The sequence below is a fragment of the Paraburkholderia phenoliruptrix genome, assembly GCF_047325075.1.
Lineage (GTDB): Bacteria > Pseudomonadota > Gammaproteobacteria > Burkholderiales > Burkholderiaceae > Paraburkholderia > Paraburkholderia phenoliruptrix.
This window is the reverse complement of sequence record NZ_CP168530.1, coordinates 599,267-616,299: the sequence shown is the minus strand read 5'-3', so window position 1 is coordinate 616,299 and position 17,033 is coordinate 599,267. Positions and strand designations below refer to the sequence as shown.

Below are 17,033 nucleotides of genomic sequence, written 5' to 3'. Positions count from 1 at the left end.
TCAGCCCTGCCTTCCCCGCCCCCGAAGAAACGCCCGTCCAGGAAGCGCCCCCGCATCCCGGTGGGCACGGCTGTGTCGTGCGAATACTTAAAGGAGACACTACAGATGGCACCAATGAAACCCGCCCGGCGCGAGCGCCGTCGCCGCCGATTAGCCCCGCGTTACCTCGCCATGGCATTGATTCCTATATGGACGGGAGTCGTTCACGCGCAGCCTTCCTCTGCCGATCCGTCGGCCTCCATTCAGTTATACGGCTTGGTGGGAACATATGTCGCGCAATCGAAGGTGAGCGGGTCAAGTCAGGGTAGCGTCGTACTGGGAGGGGGTGGCCTGACGACCTCGTTTTGGGGACTGCGCGGCAAAGAAGACCTGGGCGGCGGTTACGCGGCCATCTTTACACTGGAAAGCTTCTTCCGTCCGAACACGGGGCAACTCGGTCGCAACACGACAGACGGACTGTTCGCACGTAACGCCTATGTGGGAATGACAACGCCGTATGGCGTCTTCCGATTCGGCGAGCAAACCACTCGCACGTACCTGAATCAGATTCTGCTGAACCCGTTCGGCTCTTCAGTCGTCTTTTCTCCGCTAGTGGTCCAGTCGTACACGGCCGCGTACAACAACACGGTTGTCGGAGATACCGTCTGGAGTAACGTCGCAAGCTCCGAGTCCGCTCCGTTCGTGGGCGTCACCGGCACTGTGCAATACGGAGTCAGCGGGACACCCGGAAGCCAGGGGAACGATAACCTCGGCTTGCACCTGAACTACGAGAACGGCCCGCTACAGATTGCCTTGTCGGCACAGCGAGTTCGTGTTGCGGTCAACGCGCCTGCCGTTCAGCAATATCTCTATCTCGCCGGCGCAACCTACAACGCGAACTTCGCGAAGGTTTACGCGGCAATACAAACGACCAATACAACCACGACGCGAGTCGGTTCGCGCACATACGAGCTCGGCCTTTCGATTCCCGTTACGCTTACGTCTTCGGTACTGGCGGAGTGGGCAATGACGAAGCGCTCCGCGCCCAAAAACCAGAACTCGATTCGCAACACGGCCTCCGTCGGCTACGACTACTATCTCTCCAAACGGACCGACGTGTATGCCGTTTACTCGTACGATAAGCTCAGCGCAAAGCCGTCTGGCAGTACGTACGGCGCGGGCATAAGACATACCTTCTAAAGCCCCGCCCAGCACCTACTGCCGGCGCGGAATGTGAGATTCCGCGCCGGCGCGTTATCCGTCTATCCGCCTTCGCAAATCATCCCTGCAATTCAACTAGCGAGCTCGCTGTCACCGTGTTTCCAGCAGGCTAAAAAGGAATCGCCGCGCGTCATAACAACGCGCGACGATGCCTGAACAGCAGAAGAGAGGGACGAGAGCCGTTCAGACGGCGTCCCACTCAACGCGACTTCCGTTACGGCGAGATTTCTTCCAGAGAGCGGTTGCTCGTCTCAATCATCGCGCCGGCTGCCAGCAGGCCAACTACGGTCGTCGCGGCAAACATCAGAAACACAGCGGAAATTCCGTGTCCCGACAGTACAAAGCCGACGATAGCAGGGGCTGCTGCGGAGGCAATTCTGAGCCACGATGTTGCGAGGCCTGTTCCGATTGCCCTCATACGTGTCGGATAGATTTCCGGGGTGTACAGATAGAGCATGACCGTCGTGGTTCCCATGACGGCATAGGCCGAAGAGCCCAGTATCATCACGGCCCACGGCCCGCCGTTTGCGACCATGCCGAGTGCGAGGAGCAACGCCCCACTGACGAGAAATGTCCCCATCGCCCACTTACGCCGCCCCGTGCGGTCAACCAGAAAGGCGCACAGCAAAACGGCGCACGCGCTGAGCACGTTCGACAGCGACGCCATGTGCAGCGATTCCTGAAGAGGCAGGTGATAGACAGTACGGTAGAGGCTCGGCAGCCAGTTGTTGATGCCATTGGCCACGAAGTACGAGCTGGCCCAGAGTAGCCAAACAACCAGCGTGCGGCCGCGGTAAACGCTAGAAAAGAGTTCCTTCCACGACGCCTTTCTTCTCGACTGACTTGCATCGCGAATCTTTGAAAGCCGCCGTTCTACCTCAAGCCAGTCTCGCTCGACGTCGAGATTGCGGCGCGTCGTGCTCGCCTCGATTTTCTCGACGACGCGTTCCGCATCATCATAGCGGCCTTTTGATATGAGCCATCGAGGGGACTCCGGCAGACGAGCAATGAAGAGTGTGACGACGATGCCTGGAATCGCCCCCACAAGAAACATCCATTCCCACCCAAAACGCGGGACGACGAACGCGCCCACCTGTGCGGCACCGAGAAGGCCCAACGGGAAAATCAATTCGTAAAGGATAAAGAACCGGCCCCGGCCGTGCGCCTGAGACAATTCGCTAATATAGGCTGCTGCGACCGGTACCTCGCCGCCGACACCGATTCCTTGCAGAAAGCGCGCAAGGAAAAGAAGCTGCAAATTGCCTGAGAACGCACAGGCTATCCCCATGACCGACATGACACCAACCGTCGTTGTCGCACTGGGTACACGTCCAAAACGCTCGGCGACCCAGCCAAAGGTTAGCGCCCCGACGAACTGCCCCAAATACCCCGCAGCAATGAGGAATCCTATTTGCATCGGCGAGAGGTGCCACAGCCCGACCAGCACTGGCAAGGAAAAGGCCAGCGAGAGCGCGTCGAATGCATCGAAGAAAGTGGCACTGCCCATGATGATGCGGGCTTTCGTGTGCCAGCGGCTAAATGGAACGTTCTCGATGCGGAAAAGCAGATTTGCAGCACGTACCACAGGTTCAGACTTTTGAATTGCCAGATGGTCGGTTTCGACCATGGCGCCCGCTAGTAACTTGCTCATTTTGTCTCCATCCAATACATCGACGGCGGGCTCTACCGTGGCCCGCTTATTTGCGATTGTCAGGCCTACCGTGTCGCAAGCGCACCTCGTCCGCTGTTATGACCGGCTAGTAGCGCTGTGCTCCACGCCTTTCTTATAAACGAACAGGCGAAGCGTGAAGCCTCGCCTGCGAGGCGCGGTGCTATGCGGTGCGCTGCTCACATTGCAGGCATCACCAGTTAGTCGACGAGACCGGCGGAGCGAAGTGCCTGCGCGATTTCGACGTCAGCCCCGTCGGGCAGCGGCAGCAGCGGCGAGCGAACCGTCGCGTGCTCCAGAATGCCACGCGCTACCAGTCCATGTTTGAGTGCCACTGTACCTTCCATGTGGGAGCCGCGGTGATATACAGAGCGCGTAATGGGCAGCAAGCGGTCATGGATGGCGCGCGCGGCCTTGTAGTCCTTCGCCTTGCCGGCCTTGATGAACTCGACGAGCGGCTCGGGTGCCAGGCCGCCGTAGCCGACCAGCGCACCATCAACGTCGAACATGGTATGCAGCAGGTATTCGTCGTGGCACGTGAGGATTTGCAGTTCAGGGCGTTCGCGGCGGATGACGGGGATTTCCGTGTCCCACCGACGCATGTTGCGCACGCCATTCTTCATTGCGAAAACGCCAGGTTGCGCGGCGATTTCCAGTTGCGTTTCGAGGTTGTAGGTCGCCTTCGTTACGTCCGGGTACTGGAAGAGAATCAGCGGCAGGCCGCTTTCTTCATGAATGGTGCGATAACGGTCCTGCGGCGCGCCGTTCTGATATCCAAAGCGCAGCCAGCCGTGCGACGGATATACGAGGCCCGCCGCCGCCCCAGCTTCGACCGCGCGCTTCGCTTCCAGCGCTGCGACCTGGGTCCCTTCCAGAGTGATGCCGGCGATGACCGGAATTTTGTTGTCCACCGATTTCACGAAGGCTTCGATGACCTTCTGCTGTTCTTGCGGCGTCATGAAGGTACCTTCGCCGGCGTGCCCGAGGACGGTCAAGCCTTTGACGCCTTCAATACTTCCGAGCCAAGAACCAAGACGCTGGATAGCTGCGTAGTCGACGGCGCCGTCGCGAGTGAAGGGAGTGACGGGAGCGGGTACGAGGCCCTTGAGGTCGATGCTTTTCATGCTGTCTCCGAAGTAAAGCGGTTACGTGTCTGGGCGTGCGCTGTCGGGGCGCAGACCACTGTGAACTCGCCGTGCGGCTTCGGCTTCTTGCCTGTATGTCACGCAGCGGGTATGGAAGTCAGTGTAGGCAGATGCGCGATATCGAGAAAGGCATGGAAGTGCATTTCAGATATCTCACATTTGAGATGCGACGGAGAATTAAGGCGCTCGTCGATAACCTGCTATCCATAACCGACAGGTCGTCTGGAACTTTCGGCCCCGGCACAGGTGATGAGCGGCGGCGCTACTCATCGGCATGCATCAACGGTCGGCGGCATCGGGACGATGCATCACGGAGTGAGAAGCTTCCCACGTGATGAGAGTTGTCCAGCAACACGGTGAGACATGCGTTGGCGCAAAGCATTTGCTTCCGCTTCCGGCTGCCGCTTGCAGTTGGTGACCGGCAAACTACCCCGGGGCGTAGCGAATCATGTCACCGCGAACGCCGTGGCAAAGGCGCTCGCGCTCCATGGCGTCAAGGCCGGCGTGCTGCCTGAAGACAAGTACAAGCATGTGCAGGCGCTACAGGCGCAGGGGCATATCGTCGCCATGGCCGGAGACGGTGTGAACGACGCACCCGCGCTCGCGCAGGCGAATGTCGGCATCGCGATGGGAACCGGAACAGACGTGGCCATGAACAGCGCGCGCGTCGTTCTCGTCAAGGGAGACCTGCGCGGCATCGCACGCGCCCGCGCGTTGAGCGTCGCCACGATGAAGAACATCCGTCAGAACCTGTTCTTCGCATTTGCCTACAACGCGGTGGGGATTCCGGTGGCGGCTGGTGTGCTTTATCCGTGGCTTGGCATTGTGCTCAGCCCGATTATCGCCAGTGCAGCAATGGCGTTGAGTCCGGTCTCGGTCATCGGTAACGCGTTGCGACTACGGACCGCCCGGACGCGGAGGCCTTTCTCCAATCTGTTACACAGGATGTACTCAAGCTTTTCCAGCGAAAGTGGCTTGCTGAGGTGGTAGAGGTCATCACTAGGCGGAGGCGGCTTGCCTGCTGAGGCAATCTGCATACGTTCACCGGGATTCACGGACACTAATTCATCGTTTGGCGCCAGCTCCGCGGCGATTCGCGGAAGAGTGCTTAGCTCGTGCCGTGGGTGTGGGCGAAATACGCTCATGGCGTTCAAGCCGGCGAAACTCGAGTACGAAGGCGTCAATCGGCACTTTGACGTTCGGGCTCGAGTATGCGCAACGTCGGCCTCCCGCCCAAGTTCTTGAGCGGTACGTAGATACGATGTGTCCCCGGGTCGCTGCCGGTAGAAAGAAACAAACAGGGATATCGCCGCCTTGACACCAATCTAGTGCACAAGCTTTACACGCCTGAACGCCCGTAGCAATGTCAGGTCGTAGGTAATCTTCAGCACTCCGCACGCCACCAGCGGTACACCCGTATATCCCGAAGCCATCATTGCCCCCGCCAGCATTGGCCCGATTGCCGCAGCGAGACTTCTAGGCACTGCGGTGAAACTGGCCGCCGCGGGCCGTTCGCCTCGTTGTCGTCGTGGTGGCCCCTGGTACTCCGCCCGCGCGCCCCGCGCACCAAACATTTACTTGACACCTAAACTATCAAGGCCTAAATTAAACTCACCAGTAAAGCGACAGTGGGGAAGAGCATGCGCATCGTCTGTATCGGCGGCGGCCCGGCGGGGTTGTACTTCGGCCTGTTGATGAAAAGCCGCAATCCGGCGCACGACGTCACCGTCGTCGAACGCAACCGTCCCTACGACACATTCGGCTGGGGCGTCGTGTTCTCGGACCAGACACTCGGCAATCTGCGCGCCGCAGACGCGCCCAGCGCAGACGCCATACTCGACGCGTTCAATCATTGGGACGACATCGAGATCCACTTCGGCGGCCGCAAGGTTCGTTCGTCCGGCCACGGCTTTTGCGGCATCGGCCGCAAACGTCTGCTGAATATCCTCCAGGCGCGTTGCGAGGAACTGGGCGTGAAGCTCGTCTTCGAAACGCAGGTTACGGACGACGCCTCGTATCAGGCCGACCTGATCGTCGCGTGCGACGGAGCAAACAGCGCGATCCGCCAGAAATACGCGGCCACGTACAAGCCGAACGTCGACGTGCGCGACTGCCGTTTCGTCTGGCTCGGCACCAGGAAACTATTCGACGCCTTCACCTTCGCGTTCGAAAAAACGGAATTCGGCTGGTTTCAGGCTCACGCCTATCGTTTCGACGACCAGACCTCCACCTTCATCGTCGAAACACCCGAGCGCGTGTGGCGCGCCGCCGGACTCGACGAAATGAGCAAGGAAGACAGCATCGCATTCTGCGAAAAGCTCTTTGCGAAGTATCTGGACGGCAATGCGCTGCTCTCGAACGCCGCGCATTTGCGCGGCTCGTCGCAATGGATCCGCTTTCCGCGCGTCGTCAACGAAGAATGGGTTCACTGGCGCAGCAACGCGGACGGCAGTCAAACGCCGATCGTGCTGATGGGCGATGCAGCGCACACGGCGCACTTTTCCATCGGCTCGGGCACCAAGCTCGCACTCGAAGATTCAATCGAGCTCGCCAACAGCATGGACGCACATCCCGGCGATCTGCACGCGGCGTTGAAGCACTACACGGAAGTGCGCAGCGTCGACGTATTGCGTATTCAGAATGCCGCGCGCAATTCGACGGAATGGTTCGAGCACGTGGATCGCTACACCTCGTTCGAGCCCGAACAGTTCGCGTATTCGCTGCTCACGCGCTCCCAGCGCATCTCGCACGAAAACCTGCGCGAGCGCGACGCGCGTTATGTGTCCGGTTTCGAAGACTGGCTCGCAGCGCGTTCAGGCGTAGAGCGTGCACCGCAAAAGCACTCCATTCCGCCAATGTTCACGCCGTTCACATTGCGCGGCGTCACGCTGAAAAACCGCGTGGTGGTTTCGCCGATGGCGCAATACTCCGCCGTCGACGGCATTGCCGGCGACTACCATTTAATGCACCTCGGCGCGCGCGCCATGGGCGGCGCCGGCCTCGTCATGACCGAGATGACCTGCGTGTCGCCGCAAGCGCGCATCACGCCCGCCTGTCCCGGCATGTATGCGCCCGAGCACCTCACCGCATGGAAGCGCATTGTCGACCTCGTGCATCGTCAGTCGGACGCGAAAATCGGCATCCAGCTCGGTCACTCCGGCGCCAAGGGCTCGACGCGCGTCGCGTGGGAAGGTATCGATCAACCGCTCACCGAGGGGAACTGGCCGCTCATTTCGGCTTCGCCGCAGCAGTATCTGCGCGGCATCAGCCAGTATTCGCGCGAGGCCACGCACGACGATCTGCGCGAAATAGAAGCGCAGTTCGTGCGCGCCACGCAGATGTCCGCCGAGGCCGGTTTCGACTGGCTCGAATTGCACTGCGCGCACGGCTACTTTCTGTCGAGCTTCCTGTCGCCGCTCACCAACCATCGCACGGACGAATACGGCGGCTCGCTCGAAAACCGTTTGCGGTATCCGCTGCAGGTCTTCAAGGCGATTCGCGCGGTGTGGCCGCAAGACAAGCCGATTTCTGTGCGGATTTCCGCGAACGATTGGGTTCAAGGCGGCACGACGCCCGACGACGCCGTGCAAATCGCGCGCGCCTTCAAGGCCGCGGGCGCCGACATGATCGACGTGTCGTCGGGTCAGGTCAGCAAGGAAGAAAAGCCCGTGTATGGCCGCATGTTCCAGACGCCGTTCGCGGACCGCGTGCGCAACGAAGCGGGCATCGCGACCATTGCCGTGGGCGCGATTTCCGAGGCGGATCACGTGAACAGCATCATCGCAGCGGGCCGCGCCGATCTGTGCGCGATTGCGCGCCCGCATCTCGCCAATCCGTCGTGGACACTGAACGAGGCCGCCAAAATCGGCTATTTCGACGTGACATGGCCGAATCAATACATCGCCGCGAAGTCGCAACTCGAACGCAATCTGGAACGCGAACGCGCACAGGCCGCGGCGAATGCAGGGCTTTCGGCACAGCAGCGCGCACAGCGTGCGGAAGGAACCACGTGAACACAAACCATTCGTCACTTGCGGGGCAACACGCGGTCATCACAGGCGGCGGCAGCGGCATCGGCGCCTCGATAGCAGAAGCGCTGCTTCGCGCTGGCGCGCGCGTCACGTTGATGGGTCGCCACGCGGAGCGGCTCGACGCGCAGCGTGAAAAATGTCGCGCATTGGGCGACGTTGCGTGTGTGACCGTCGACGTCACACAGGAAGACTCCGTCGCGAGAGCCTTCAACAAAGCGGGCGCGGTCGACATATTGATCAACAACGCGGGCCAGGCACAAGCGGCGCCCTTTACGCATACCGACATGACGTTGTGGCAGCGCATGCTCGACGTGAACCTCACCGGCGTTTTCCTCGGTACGCGCGCGGTATTGCCGGGCATGCTGGAGCGCGGGCGCGGACGCATCGTCAATGTGGCGAGCACCGCGGGCCAGATCGGCTATGCGTATGTGGCCGGGTATTGCGCGGCCAAACACGGTGTGATCGGTCTCACGCGCTCGCTGGCACTCGAAGTCGCAACCAAGGGCATCACCGTAAATGCGGTCTGTCCCGGTTACACGGAAACGGAGCTGCTGCACGCGTCGCTCCAGCAAATCACCAGCAAAACATCGCGCACCGAAGAACAGGCGCGCGAGAGCCTGCTTCGCTCGAACCCGCAACATCGCTTCGTGAGTCCGGAACAGGTTGCCCATGCCGTGTTGTGGCTATGCCAGCCGGATTCGGATGCGATCACGGGGCAATCCATTTCCATCTCCGGTGGAGAAGTCATGTGAGCAAGTCATCCAACATCAGAAAGATTGCGACAGGCGGCACGAAAGCAGCCGAGACCCGAGCGCCGCGCAAAGGCGTCGCGAAACCCGCGGAGAACGTCGTGGATCTGGAAATGAGCACCGGCGCCGACAGTCATATGGGCCTGCGTTTATGGCTGCGTATGCTGACCACGACGAACCTGGTGCAGGCGGAATTGCGCAAGCGTCTGCGCAACGAATTCGACACCACGTTGCCGCGTTTCGACTTGATGGCGCAACTCGAGCGTCATCCTGAAGGATTGAAGATGACGGAATTGTCGCGTCGCCTGATGGTGACGGGCGGCAATGTGACCGGCATTACCGATCAACTGGAAAAAGAAGGCCTCGTGTCGCGCGACACCGACCCGAACGATCGCCGCTCGATCAGCGTCTGCCTCACGCCTGCAGGCCGCAAAGCGTTCGACAGGATGGCGGCGGCCCACGAGCAATGGGTCGTCGAACTGTTTGGCGGCCTGAGTCTCGAGGAAAAATCGCGCACGCATCAGCGGCTCGGCAAACTGAAAAAGCATCTGCTGGATAGTCTGAAAGACTGATTGATCAACGCCACTACGCTTTGCGTGGAGACAAGCTCATGCCACAAGCCAACGCCGACGCCCTCCTGGCCGGCAACCGCGTCACACTCGCGGGCTACCAGGCGCAGCACTTCGGCTGGTCGGTCGCGAACAAGGTCGCGACCATCACATTGAATCGCCCGGAGCGCAAGAATCCGCTCACCTTCGAATCGTATGCCGAGTTGCGCGATCTATTCCGTCAGCTCACCTATGCAACCGACGTGAAGGCCGTCGTGATCCACGGTGCAGGTGAAAATTTCTGCTCGGGCGGCGACGTACACGACATCATCGCGCCTTTGATCGACCTGCCCATGCCGGAGCTGCTGCTCTTTACGCGCATGACGGGCGATCTGGTCAAAGCCATGCGTCATTGCCCACAGCCGGTCATTGCCGCCGTCGATGGTGTATGCGCCGGCGCCGGCGCCATTCTCGCGATGGCGTCCGACATGCGTCTCGGCACCGCGCGCAGCAAGCTCGCCTTTCTGTTTTCGCGCGTCGGTCTGGCAGGGTGCGACATGGGCGCATGCGCGATTCTGCCGCGCATCATCGGTCAAGGGCGCGCCGCCGAACTGCTGTTCACGGGGCGCGCCGCAAGCGGTGACGAAGGCCATGCGTGGGGCTTCTATAACCGGCTCTGCGAACCAGCCGCGCTTCTCGAAGAGGCGCACAAGCTCGCCGCCGACCTCGTCGCCGGTCCCACGTTCGCGCACGGCATCACGAAGAAGATGCTGCACCAGGAATGGAGCATGAGCATCGACGAGGCCATCGAATCTGAGGCGCAAGCGCAGGCCATCTGCATGAGCACGCGCGATTTCGAGCGCGCGTATCAGGCCTTTGCCGCAAAATCGCGCCCCGCGTTCGAAGGAGATTGAGTTGAGCGCCGATACGAACATCGATCTGCACAGCGCATTGGCGTGGCCTTTTTTTGAGCCGCGTCATCGGGAACTGGCCGCGGGTATCGAGTCATGGTGCCGCGAGCATCTGTCGCACGCCGAACACGTCGAGCACGGCGCTGTGGATGCCGCCTGCCGTCAACTCGTTCGTGAACTCGGCGCGGCTGGCTGGCTCAAGTACGGCGTGGGCGGTGTCGCCTACGGCGGTCACGGCGATACCATCGACACGCGCGCGGTCTGTCTGCTGCGCGAAACGCTGGCAAAGCATTCGGGTCTCGCGGATTTCGCCCTCGCCATGCAAGGGCTCGGCTCCGGCGCGATCTCACTCGGCGGCACACACGAGCAAAAGAACCGCTATTTGCCGCGCGTCGCGAACGGCACGGCAATTGCCGCATTCGCGTTATCCGAACCGGAGGCCGGGTCGGACGTGGCAGCCATGTCGCTGGCCGCGCGTGAAGACGGCGACACCTACGTGCTCGACGGCGACAAGACGTGGATCTCGAACGGCGGCATCGCCGATTTCTACGTCGTGTTCGCACGCACTGGCGAAGCACCCGGCGCACGCGGCATCAGCGCGTTTATCGTGGACGCCGACACGCCGGGGCTCGAAATTGCCGAGCGCATCGACGTGATCGCGCCGCATCCGCTCGCGCGTCTGCATTTCGCGGGCGCGCGCGTGCCGCGCAGCCAGATGCTCGGCGCGCCTGGCGAAGGCTTCAAGCTCGCCATGCGCACGCTCGATATTTTCCGCACGTCCGTCGCGGCGGCGTCGCTCGGTTTCGCTCGGCATGCGATGGCCGAAGGCATCGCGCGCGCCGCATCGCGCAAGATGTTCGGCCAGACGCTCGCCGATTTCCAGCTGACCCAGGCCAAGCTCGCGCAGATGGCGTTGACGATCGACAGCAGCGCCCTGCTCGTCTATCGCGCGGCATGGCTGCGTGACCAGGGCGAAAGCGTGACGCGCGAAGCGGCCATGGCGAAGTGGCACGCGAGCGAGGGCGCCCAGCAGGTGATCGACGCTGCCGTGCAGTTGTATGGCGGCATGGGCGTGCAAAGCGGCGTGGCGGTCGAAATGCTGTATCGCGAGATTCGCGCGTTGCGCATATACGAAGGCGCGACGGAAGTGCAGCAATTGATCGTGGGGCGCGATCTGTTGAAAGCGCACGCCGCCGCAGCCGCCGGAGAACACGCGAAATGACCATGCCCTTCGAAAGGCCCATACGTATCCGCTTTTCGCATTGCGATCCGGCAGGCATCGTTTTCTTTCCGCAGTATCTGGTGATGACCAACGCGCTTGTCGAAGACTGGTTCAACGAGGGCCTGCAGATCGATTACGCGCAGATGATCAGCCGGCGCCGCATCGGCCTGCCTATCGTCAAGCTGGATTGCGAGTTTTCGCGGCCCAGCCAGATGGGCGAAACGATCATGCTGACGCTCGCCGTCACCGCAATCGGCCGGCGCTCGATCGGCATCGAGATAGTCGGTGATTGCAACGGCGAAACGCGTTTTCGCGCGAAGCAGGTGCTTGTGACGACATCGCTGGAAAGCGGCCGCTCGATCGACATCCCCACCGACATCGCGACCGCACTTGCGATGTTTGCTCCACAGCCCGAACTCAGCGAGGCGCAACGCTCATGAAAAAAGCTCTTCTTCCCGCCGGCTGGATCAAACCGCGCGGTTATGCAAACGGCGTCGCGGCCACCGGCGTGCAAGTATTTATTGCCGGCCAGATCGGCTGGGACGAACAGGCGCATTTCCAGACCGACAACTTCGCCGGTCAGGCCATTCAGGCGCTGAAGAATGTGCTTGCCGTGCTGCATGAGGCAGGCGGCAAGCCCGGGCATCTAGTGCGTATGACGTGGTACGTCACGGACAAGCGCGAGTACCTGGCATCACTAAAGGAAATTGGCCGTGCGTTTCGCGAGCTGATCGGCGACTACGACATCGCGATGAGCGCGGTACAAGTCGTCGCGTTGATCGAAGACGAAGCCAAGGTCGAGATCGAAGCAACGGCCGTTATTCCGCAGTAAGGACACGCAACCCCTCGTCAACTGAAGCGCATAGAGCCGGCTCGATACCGGGGAGACCACGATGGAACCGTCAGCACACGTCGATACTTTCGCGCGCGACAATCTTCCGCCGCAGGATCAATGGCCCGTCTTTCTGCTGGACAATCCTGAGCTCGCGTATCCGGCGCGGTTCAATTGCGCGACCGAATTGCTCGATAGAACAATCGAGGCAGGCCACGGCGAGCGTCCTGCCGTGTGGTCGCTGGTCGACGGCGAGCCGCGCGCGACCACGTACAACGAACTCCTCGCGATGGTGAATCGCGGCGCGCATGTGCTCGTCGACGAGATGGGTTTGCAGCCGGGCAATCGCGTTCTGCTGCGCGGGCCGAATACATTGCAGATGGCGGTCGCGGCGCTGGCATCGCTGAAGGTCGGACTGGTCGTCGTGCCGACCATGCCGTTGCTTCGCGCAAAGGAGTTGAAGCAGATCATCGTGAAAGCGCAAGTGAGCGCCGCGCTGTGCGATGCACGACTGACCGAAGAACTTGCGCGCTGCAGCGATCCGCAAAGCGAGTTCTACTGCGCCGGGTTAAAGCAAACGCTGCTGTTTCATGACGATGCAGCGGACTCGCTGGATACGCTGGCCATCAACAAGCCCGCGGAGTTCACCGCATGCGATACCGCCTCCGACGACGTTTGTCTGATCGCGTTTACGAGCGGCACGACAGGCGCGCCGAAAGGCTGCATGCATTTTCATCGCGACGTGCTCGCGATGTGCGATCTGTTTCCGCGTCACGTATTAAAGCCTTCCGCGAGCGATATTTTCTGCGGCACGCCGCCGCTCGCCTTCACCTTCGGCCTGGGCGGCCTGCTGTGTTTTCCGCTGCGCGTGGGCGCGTCGACGGTATTGATCGAGAAGCTCACGCCGGAGACCCTGTTACAAACGGTCGAGCGTTTTCACGCGACCATCATGTTCACTGCGCCGACGTTCTATCGGCAGATGGCGCCGCTCGTTGCGCAGCACGATGTGTCCAGCTTGCAGAAGACCGTGTCGGCGGGCGAAGCGTTGCCCGATTCGACGCGGCGTCTATGGCATGACGCGACCGGCATCGACATGATCGACGGCATTGGCGGCACTGAGCTGATTCATATTTTTATCTCGTCGCAGGGCAGCGAAATACGGCCGCATGCCATTGGCCGCGCGGTGCCGGGCTATGTGGTGCAAGCCGTTGACGACGCCATGCAACCGGTTGCGCCCGGCACCATTGGCAAGCTCGCGGTACGCGGGCCGACGGGTTGCCGCTATCTCGCCGATGAGCGTCAATCGAAATTCGTGCGCGACGGCTGGAATCTGCCGGGCGATTCCGTCTATCTCGACGAAGACGGCTACGTGTTCTACCAGGCGCGCGCCGACGACATGATCGTTTCGGCCGGCTACAACATCTCCGGTCCCGAAGTGGAAAGCGTGCTGCTGCAGCATGATGCCGTGGCCGAATGCGGCGTGGTCGGCGTACCCGACGATACGCGCGGCCAGATCGTCAAGGCGTTCGTCGTGCTGAATCCTGGCCATACGCCGGACGACAAACTCGTCGCGCAGTTGCAGGAATTCGTGAAGAATACGGTAGCGCCGTATAAATATCCGCGTGTCATCGTGTTTGTCGATTCGTTGCCGCGCACGGAAACGGGCAAGCTCAAGCGCTTTGAATTGCGTACGATGGCATAGGCTCTTCCTCGCCAACTTCAGGAGACACACGCATGGCCGGCTCTTTCATGGAAGTGGTCGCCCAGGACGGCGGCCGTTTCAACGCGTATGTGGCGCGACCCGCGCAAGGCTCGGGCCCTGGGCTCGTTGTGTTGCAGGAAATTTTCGGCATCAACGACACCATGAAGGCGACGGCCGACCGTTTCGCCGAAGAAGGGTACGTGGTGCTGGTGCCGGATCTGTTCTGGCGGATCAAGCCCGGTATCGAGCTCGGTTATGGCGAGGCCGACATGAAACAGGCGCTCGACTATCTCGCGCAGTTCGACACCGACCTCGCCGTCGACGATATCGCCGCGACCGTTGCCGCGTTGCGCGCGATACCCGAGCAAGCTGGCAAGGTCGGCGCGGTCGGCTACTGCCTCGGCGGCAAGCTCGCGTTTCTCAGCGCGGCGCGTACCGATGTGGATTGCGCGGTGAGCTACTACGGCGTCGGCCTCGACGCGTACCTCGACGAAGTGCCGGCCGTGCGCTGCCCCATGGTGTTTCATTTCCCCGAAAACGACGCGCTGTGTCCGCCTGAAACGCGCGACCGCATTAGCGCTGCGTTGCGCACACGCGGCCAGATCGAGCAGTACGTGTACCCCGGTTGTGATCATGCGTTTGCCGCGCCTTCGCGTCCGCAATACAACAAGCCGGCTGCGATGATGGCGTATTCGCGCACGCTCGCGCTGCTGCGCAAAGTGCTCGGGCCGGTCTACGATCTGAATGCGCTGTGGGAGGCGCATTGCTATCACGAGTTCGCCACGCGCGACGTGGAGGCCGTGATGCCGACCATGGTGGCCGAGCCCTATGTCAACCACGTTCCCACGATGACGGGCGGCGTCGGTCATGACAACCTCAAGCGGTTTTATACGCATCACTTCGTCAACTCAAATCCACCGGATACCAAGCTGATTCCAATTTCGCGGACGATCGGTGCGGATCGTATCGTCGACGAATTCATTTTCAGCTGCACGCATAGTTGCGAGATCGACTGGTTACTGCCGGGCGTGGCGCCGACGGGAAAGTACTTCGAAGTGCCGATGCTGGCCGTGGTCTGCTTTCGCGGCGACAAGCTGTATAACGAGCATATCTATTGGGATCAGGCCAGCGTGCTGGTGCAGGTGGGCTTGCTCTATCCTGAAGGATTGCCGGTGGCCGGGATTGAAAGCGCGCGGAAGTTGCTTGATGAGACGTTGCCTTCTAATGCGTTGATGGGAAGTAAGTCGCGAGTATGATTTTTTTGGGGCGGTGGCTGGCGGCCGGCAGTCCAGCCATAGGTGCGCCCTGGAACTCGTAGTTGTGACGCAAAACCCGCGAGTGCTAGACTGAAAAACCCCTCGCCCTCAAGCACCTAACACCAGGTTGGTCCACATCGCGCCGGGCGGCGGGCCCGTCCGGCATCGCGTTGCATCAGGCATGACGCTCGAAGCCGCCGGTTTCCCACACGACCGCGGCACAGGAGCGCTCGCATGACTCATTCCATCCACGGCAATAAACGCTGGCTTGCACTCATGGTGCTGTGCCTCGGTGTCCTGATGATCGTGCTCGACACGACCATTGTGAATGTCGCGTTGCCGTCCATTGCTGCGGATCTCGGCTTTACGGAAACCTCGCTCGTGTGGGTCGTCAATGCGTATATGCTGACGTTCGGCGGCTGCCTGCTGCTCGGTGGACGGCTCGGCGATCTGTACGGTCATCGCAGGTTGTTTCTCGGCGGCATTACGCTGTTCACGTTGGCGTCGCTCGCGTGCGGGCTCGCGAACTCGCAGGTGCTGCTCGTCTGCGCGCGCGCCGTGCAGGGTCTTGGCGGCGCTATTGTGTCCGCCGTGTCGCTGTCGCTCATCATGAATCTGTTCACCGAGCCGGCTGAGCGCGCCAAAGCGATGGGCGTGTATGGCTTCGTCTGCGCAGGCGGCGGCAGTATCGGCGTGTTGCTCGGCGGATTGCTGACCAACCTGCTCAGCTGGCATTGGATCTTTCTTGTCAATCTGCCTATCGGCATTGCCGTGTATGCGTTGTGCGTCGCGCTACTGCCCTCCGCACGCGGTCATGCGCACGGCGAACGGCTCGACGTGGCCGGCGCCGTGTCAGTCACGGTTTCGTTGATGCTAGCCGTGTATGCCGTCGTCAATGGCAACGAGGCCGGCTGGACTTCGGCGCAAACGCTCGGCTTGCTGCTCGTCGCACTGGCGTTGCTCGCGGCGTTCCTCGTCATCGAGTCGCGCGTGCAGCATCCGTTGATGCCGCTCGGTTTGTTCCGCTTGCGCAATGTGGCGACGGCGAATGTCGTCGGCGTGCTGTGGGCCGCGGCGATGTTCGCGTGGTTCTTCATTTCCGCGCTGTATTTGCAGCGCGTGCTCGGCTATCGGCCGCTGCAAGTCGGGCTCGCGTTTTTGCCGGCGAACCTCATCATGGGATTCTTTTCACTCGGATTGTCGGCGCGCGTCGTGATGCGCTTTGGCCTGCGTATTCCGCTCGCGGTCGGGCTGCTGGTTGCCGCGTGCGGTCTCGCGCTGTTCGCGCGCGCGCCGGTGGACGGCAGCTTCGTGCTCGACGTGCTGCCCGGCATGATGCTGCTCGGCTTCGGCGCGGGCATCGCGTTCAATCCCGTGCTGCTTGCGGCGATGAGCGACGTCGATCCCACCGACTCAGGGCTCGCCTCGGGCATCGTCAATACGTCGTTCATGATGGGCGGCGCACTCGGCCTCGCGGTGCTCGCTAGTCTCGCGGCTGCGCGCAGCGGCGACATGCTGGCGACGCAGAGCGCGCTCGCCGCGCTCAATAGTGGGTATCACGTCGCATTTGCGTTTGGTGCTGTTTTCGCGGCTGCTGCGGGGGTGATCGGCGGGGTGATGTTGCGTGCGGCACGGCCGGGTGGTGCGGAAGATGAGCACGGCGCGTCCGCCAGCGGGCGCGCTCGCTCCACGGGGAATTCGGCGGCGACGGAAAACGGATGAGCGGGACGGCGATAGGCGGGCTCTTTCGCCGCCCGCGTTTAGCCTT

Annotated in this window: 14 protein-coding genes and 1 pseudogene; 12 read left to right on the top strand and 3 right to left on the bottom strand. The window is 61.5% G+C overall.

The window, feature by feature from the left end; all coding sequences use genetic code 11:
* The first annotated feature begins 114 nt into the window (after positions 1 to 114).
* Positions 115 to 1,179: a porin gene (locus ACEN8U_RS02735; protein ID WP_374725932.1), complete on the top strand. Its 1,065-nt coding sequence runs from the start codon at positions 115 to 117 to the stop codon at positions 1,177 to 1,179.
* A gap of 235 nt (positions 1,180 to 1,414) precedes the next feature.
* On the opposite strand, the gene ACEN8U_RS02730 is transcribed toward ACEN8U_RS02735, so the two are convergent.
* Entirely contained in the window at positions 1,415 to 2,827 is a 1,413-nt protein-coding gene (locus ACEN8U_RS02730) for an MFS transporter (RefSeq protein WP_374725933.1), read from the bottom strand.
* 242 nt (positions 2,828 to 3,069) lie between these two features.
* The gene (locus ACEN8U_RS02725) at positions 3,070 to 3,993 is read right to left on the bottom strand and encodes a dihydrodipicolinate synthase family protein (RefSeq protein ID WP_310109841.1); all 924 of its coding nucleotides are present in this window, start codon (positions 3,991 to 3,993) and stop codon (positions 3,070 to 3,072) included.
* 384 nt (positions 3,994 to 4,377) lie between these two features.
* Here ACEN8U_RS02725 and ACEN8U_RS02720 point away from each other — a divergent pair, with 384 nt between their 5' ends.
* Positions 4,378 to 5,004: an HAD-IC family P-type ATPase gene (locus ACEN8U_RS02720; protein WP_374725930.1), complete on the top strand. Its 627-nt coding sequence runs from the start codon at positions 4,378 to 4,380 to the stop codon at positions 5,002 to 5,004.
* A 335-nt stretch (positions 5,005 to 5,339) separates the two neighbouring features.
* On the opposite strand, the pseudogene ACEN8U_RS02715 reads toward ACEN8U_RS02720, so the two are convergent.
* Positions 5,340 to 5,528 (bottom strand): annotated as a pseudogene (locus ACEN8U_RS02715) (MFS transporter); the annotation flags it as partial.
* Between the two features lie 126 nt (positions 5,529 to 5,654).
* Here ACEN8U_RS02715 and ACEN8U_RS02710 point away from each other — a divergent pair.
* From ACEN8U_RS02710 to ACEN8U_RS02665, 10 genes are all read left to right on the top strand, one after another.
* A complete protein-coding gene (locus ACEN8U_RS02710; protein ID WP_310109843.1) occupies positions 5,655 to 8,027 on the top strand; it encodes a bifunctional salicylyl-CoA 5-hydroxylase/oxidoreductase in 2,373 nt (790 codons plus the stop codon).
* A complete protein-coding gene (locus ACEN8U_RS02705; protein ID WP_310109844.1) occupies positions 8,024 to 8,797 on the top strand; it encodes an SDR family NAD(P)-dependent oxidoreductase in 774 nt (257 codons plus the stop codon). Before ACEN8U_RS02710 ends, ACEN8U_RS02705 begins: the two co-directional genes overlap by 4 nt.
* Positions 8,794 to 9,366: a MarR family transcriptional regulator gene (locus ACEN8U_RS02700; RefSeq protein WP_310109846.1), complete on the top strand. Its 573-nt coding sequence runs from the start codon at positions 8,794 to 8,796 to the stop codon at positions 9,364 to 9,366. Before ACEN8U_RS02705 ends, ACEN8U_RS02700 begins: the two co-directional genes overlap by 4 nt.
* Before the next feature lie 38 nt (positions 9,367 to 9,404).
* On the top strand, positions 9,405 to 10,256 hold the full coding sequence (locus tag ACEN8U_RS02695; RefSeq protein ID WP_310109848.1) for an enoyl-CoA hydratase family protein: 852 nt from the start codon (positions 9,405 to 9,407) through the stop codon (positions 10,254 to 10,256).
* 1 nt (position 10,257) lies between these two features.
* Positions 10,258 to 11,475: an acyl-CoA dehydrogenase family protein gene (locus ACEN8U_RS02690; RefSeq protein ID WP_310109850.1), complete on the top strand. Its 1,218-nt coding sequence runs from the start codon at positions 10,258 to 10,260 to the stop codon at positions 11,473 to 11,475.
* Positions 11,472 to 11,915 carry a thioesterase family protein gene (locus ACEN8U_RS02685; protein ID WP_310109851.1) on the top strand — a complete coding sequence of 148 codons (444 nt, stop codon included), beginning with the start codon at positions 11,472 to 11,474 and terminating at the stop codon, positions 11,913 to 11,915. Before ACEN8U_RS02690 ends, ACEN8U_RS02685 begins: the two co-directional genes overlap by 4 nt.
* On the top strand, positions 11,912 to 12,307 hold the full coding sequence (locus ACEN8U_RS02680; RefSeq protein WP_310109852.1) for a RidA family protein: 396 nt from the start codon (positions 11,912 to 11,914) through the stop codon (positions 12,305 to 12,307). The genes ACEN8U_RS02685 and ACEN8U_RS02680 overlap by 4 nt, the downstream gene beginning before the upstream one ends.
* Positions 12,308 to 12,368: 61 nt before the next feature.
* Positions 12,369 to 14,009: an AMP-binding protein gene (locus tag ACEN8U_RS02675; protein ID WP_310109854.1), complete on the top strand. Its 1,641-nt coding sequence runs from the start codon at positions 12,369 to 12,371 to the stop codon at positions 14,007 to 14,009.
* A 32-nt stretch (positions 14,010 to 14,041) separates the two neighbouring features.
* On the top strand, positions 14,042 to 15,265 hold the full coding sequence (locus tag ACEN8U_RS02670; RefSeq protein WP_310109855.1) for a dienelactone hydrolase family protein: 1,224 nt from the start codon (positions 14,042 to 14,044) through the stop codon (positions 15,263 to 15,265).
* Between the two features lie 234 nt (positions 15,266 to 15,499).
* Entirely contained in the window at positions 15,500 to 16,987 is a 1,488-nt protein-coding gene (locus ACEN8U_RS02665) for a DHA2 family efflux MFS transporter permease subunit (RefSeq protein WP_310109856.1), read from the top strand.
* Positions 16,988 to 17,033: the final 46 nt, after the last annotated feature.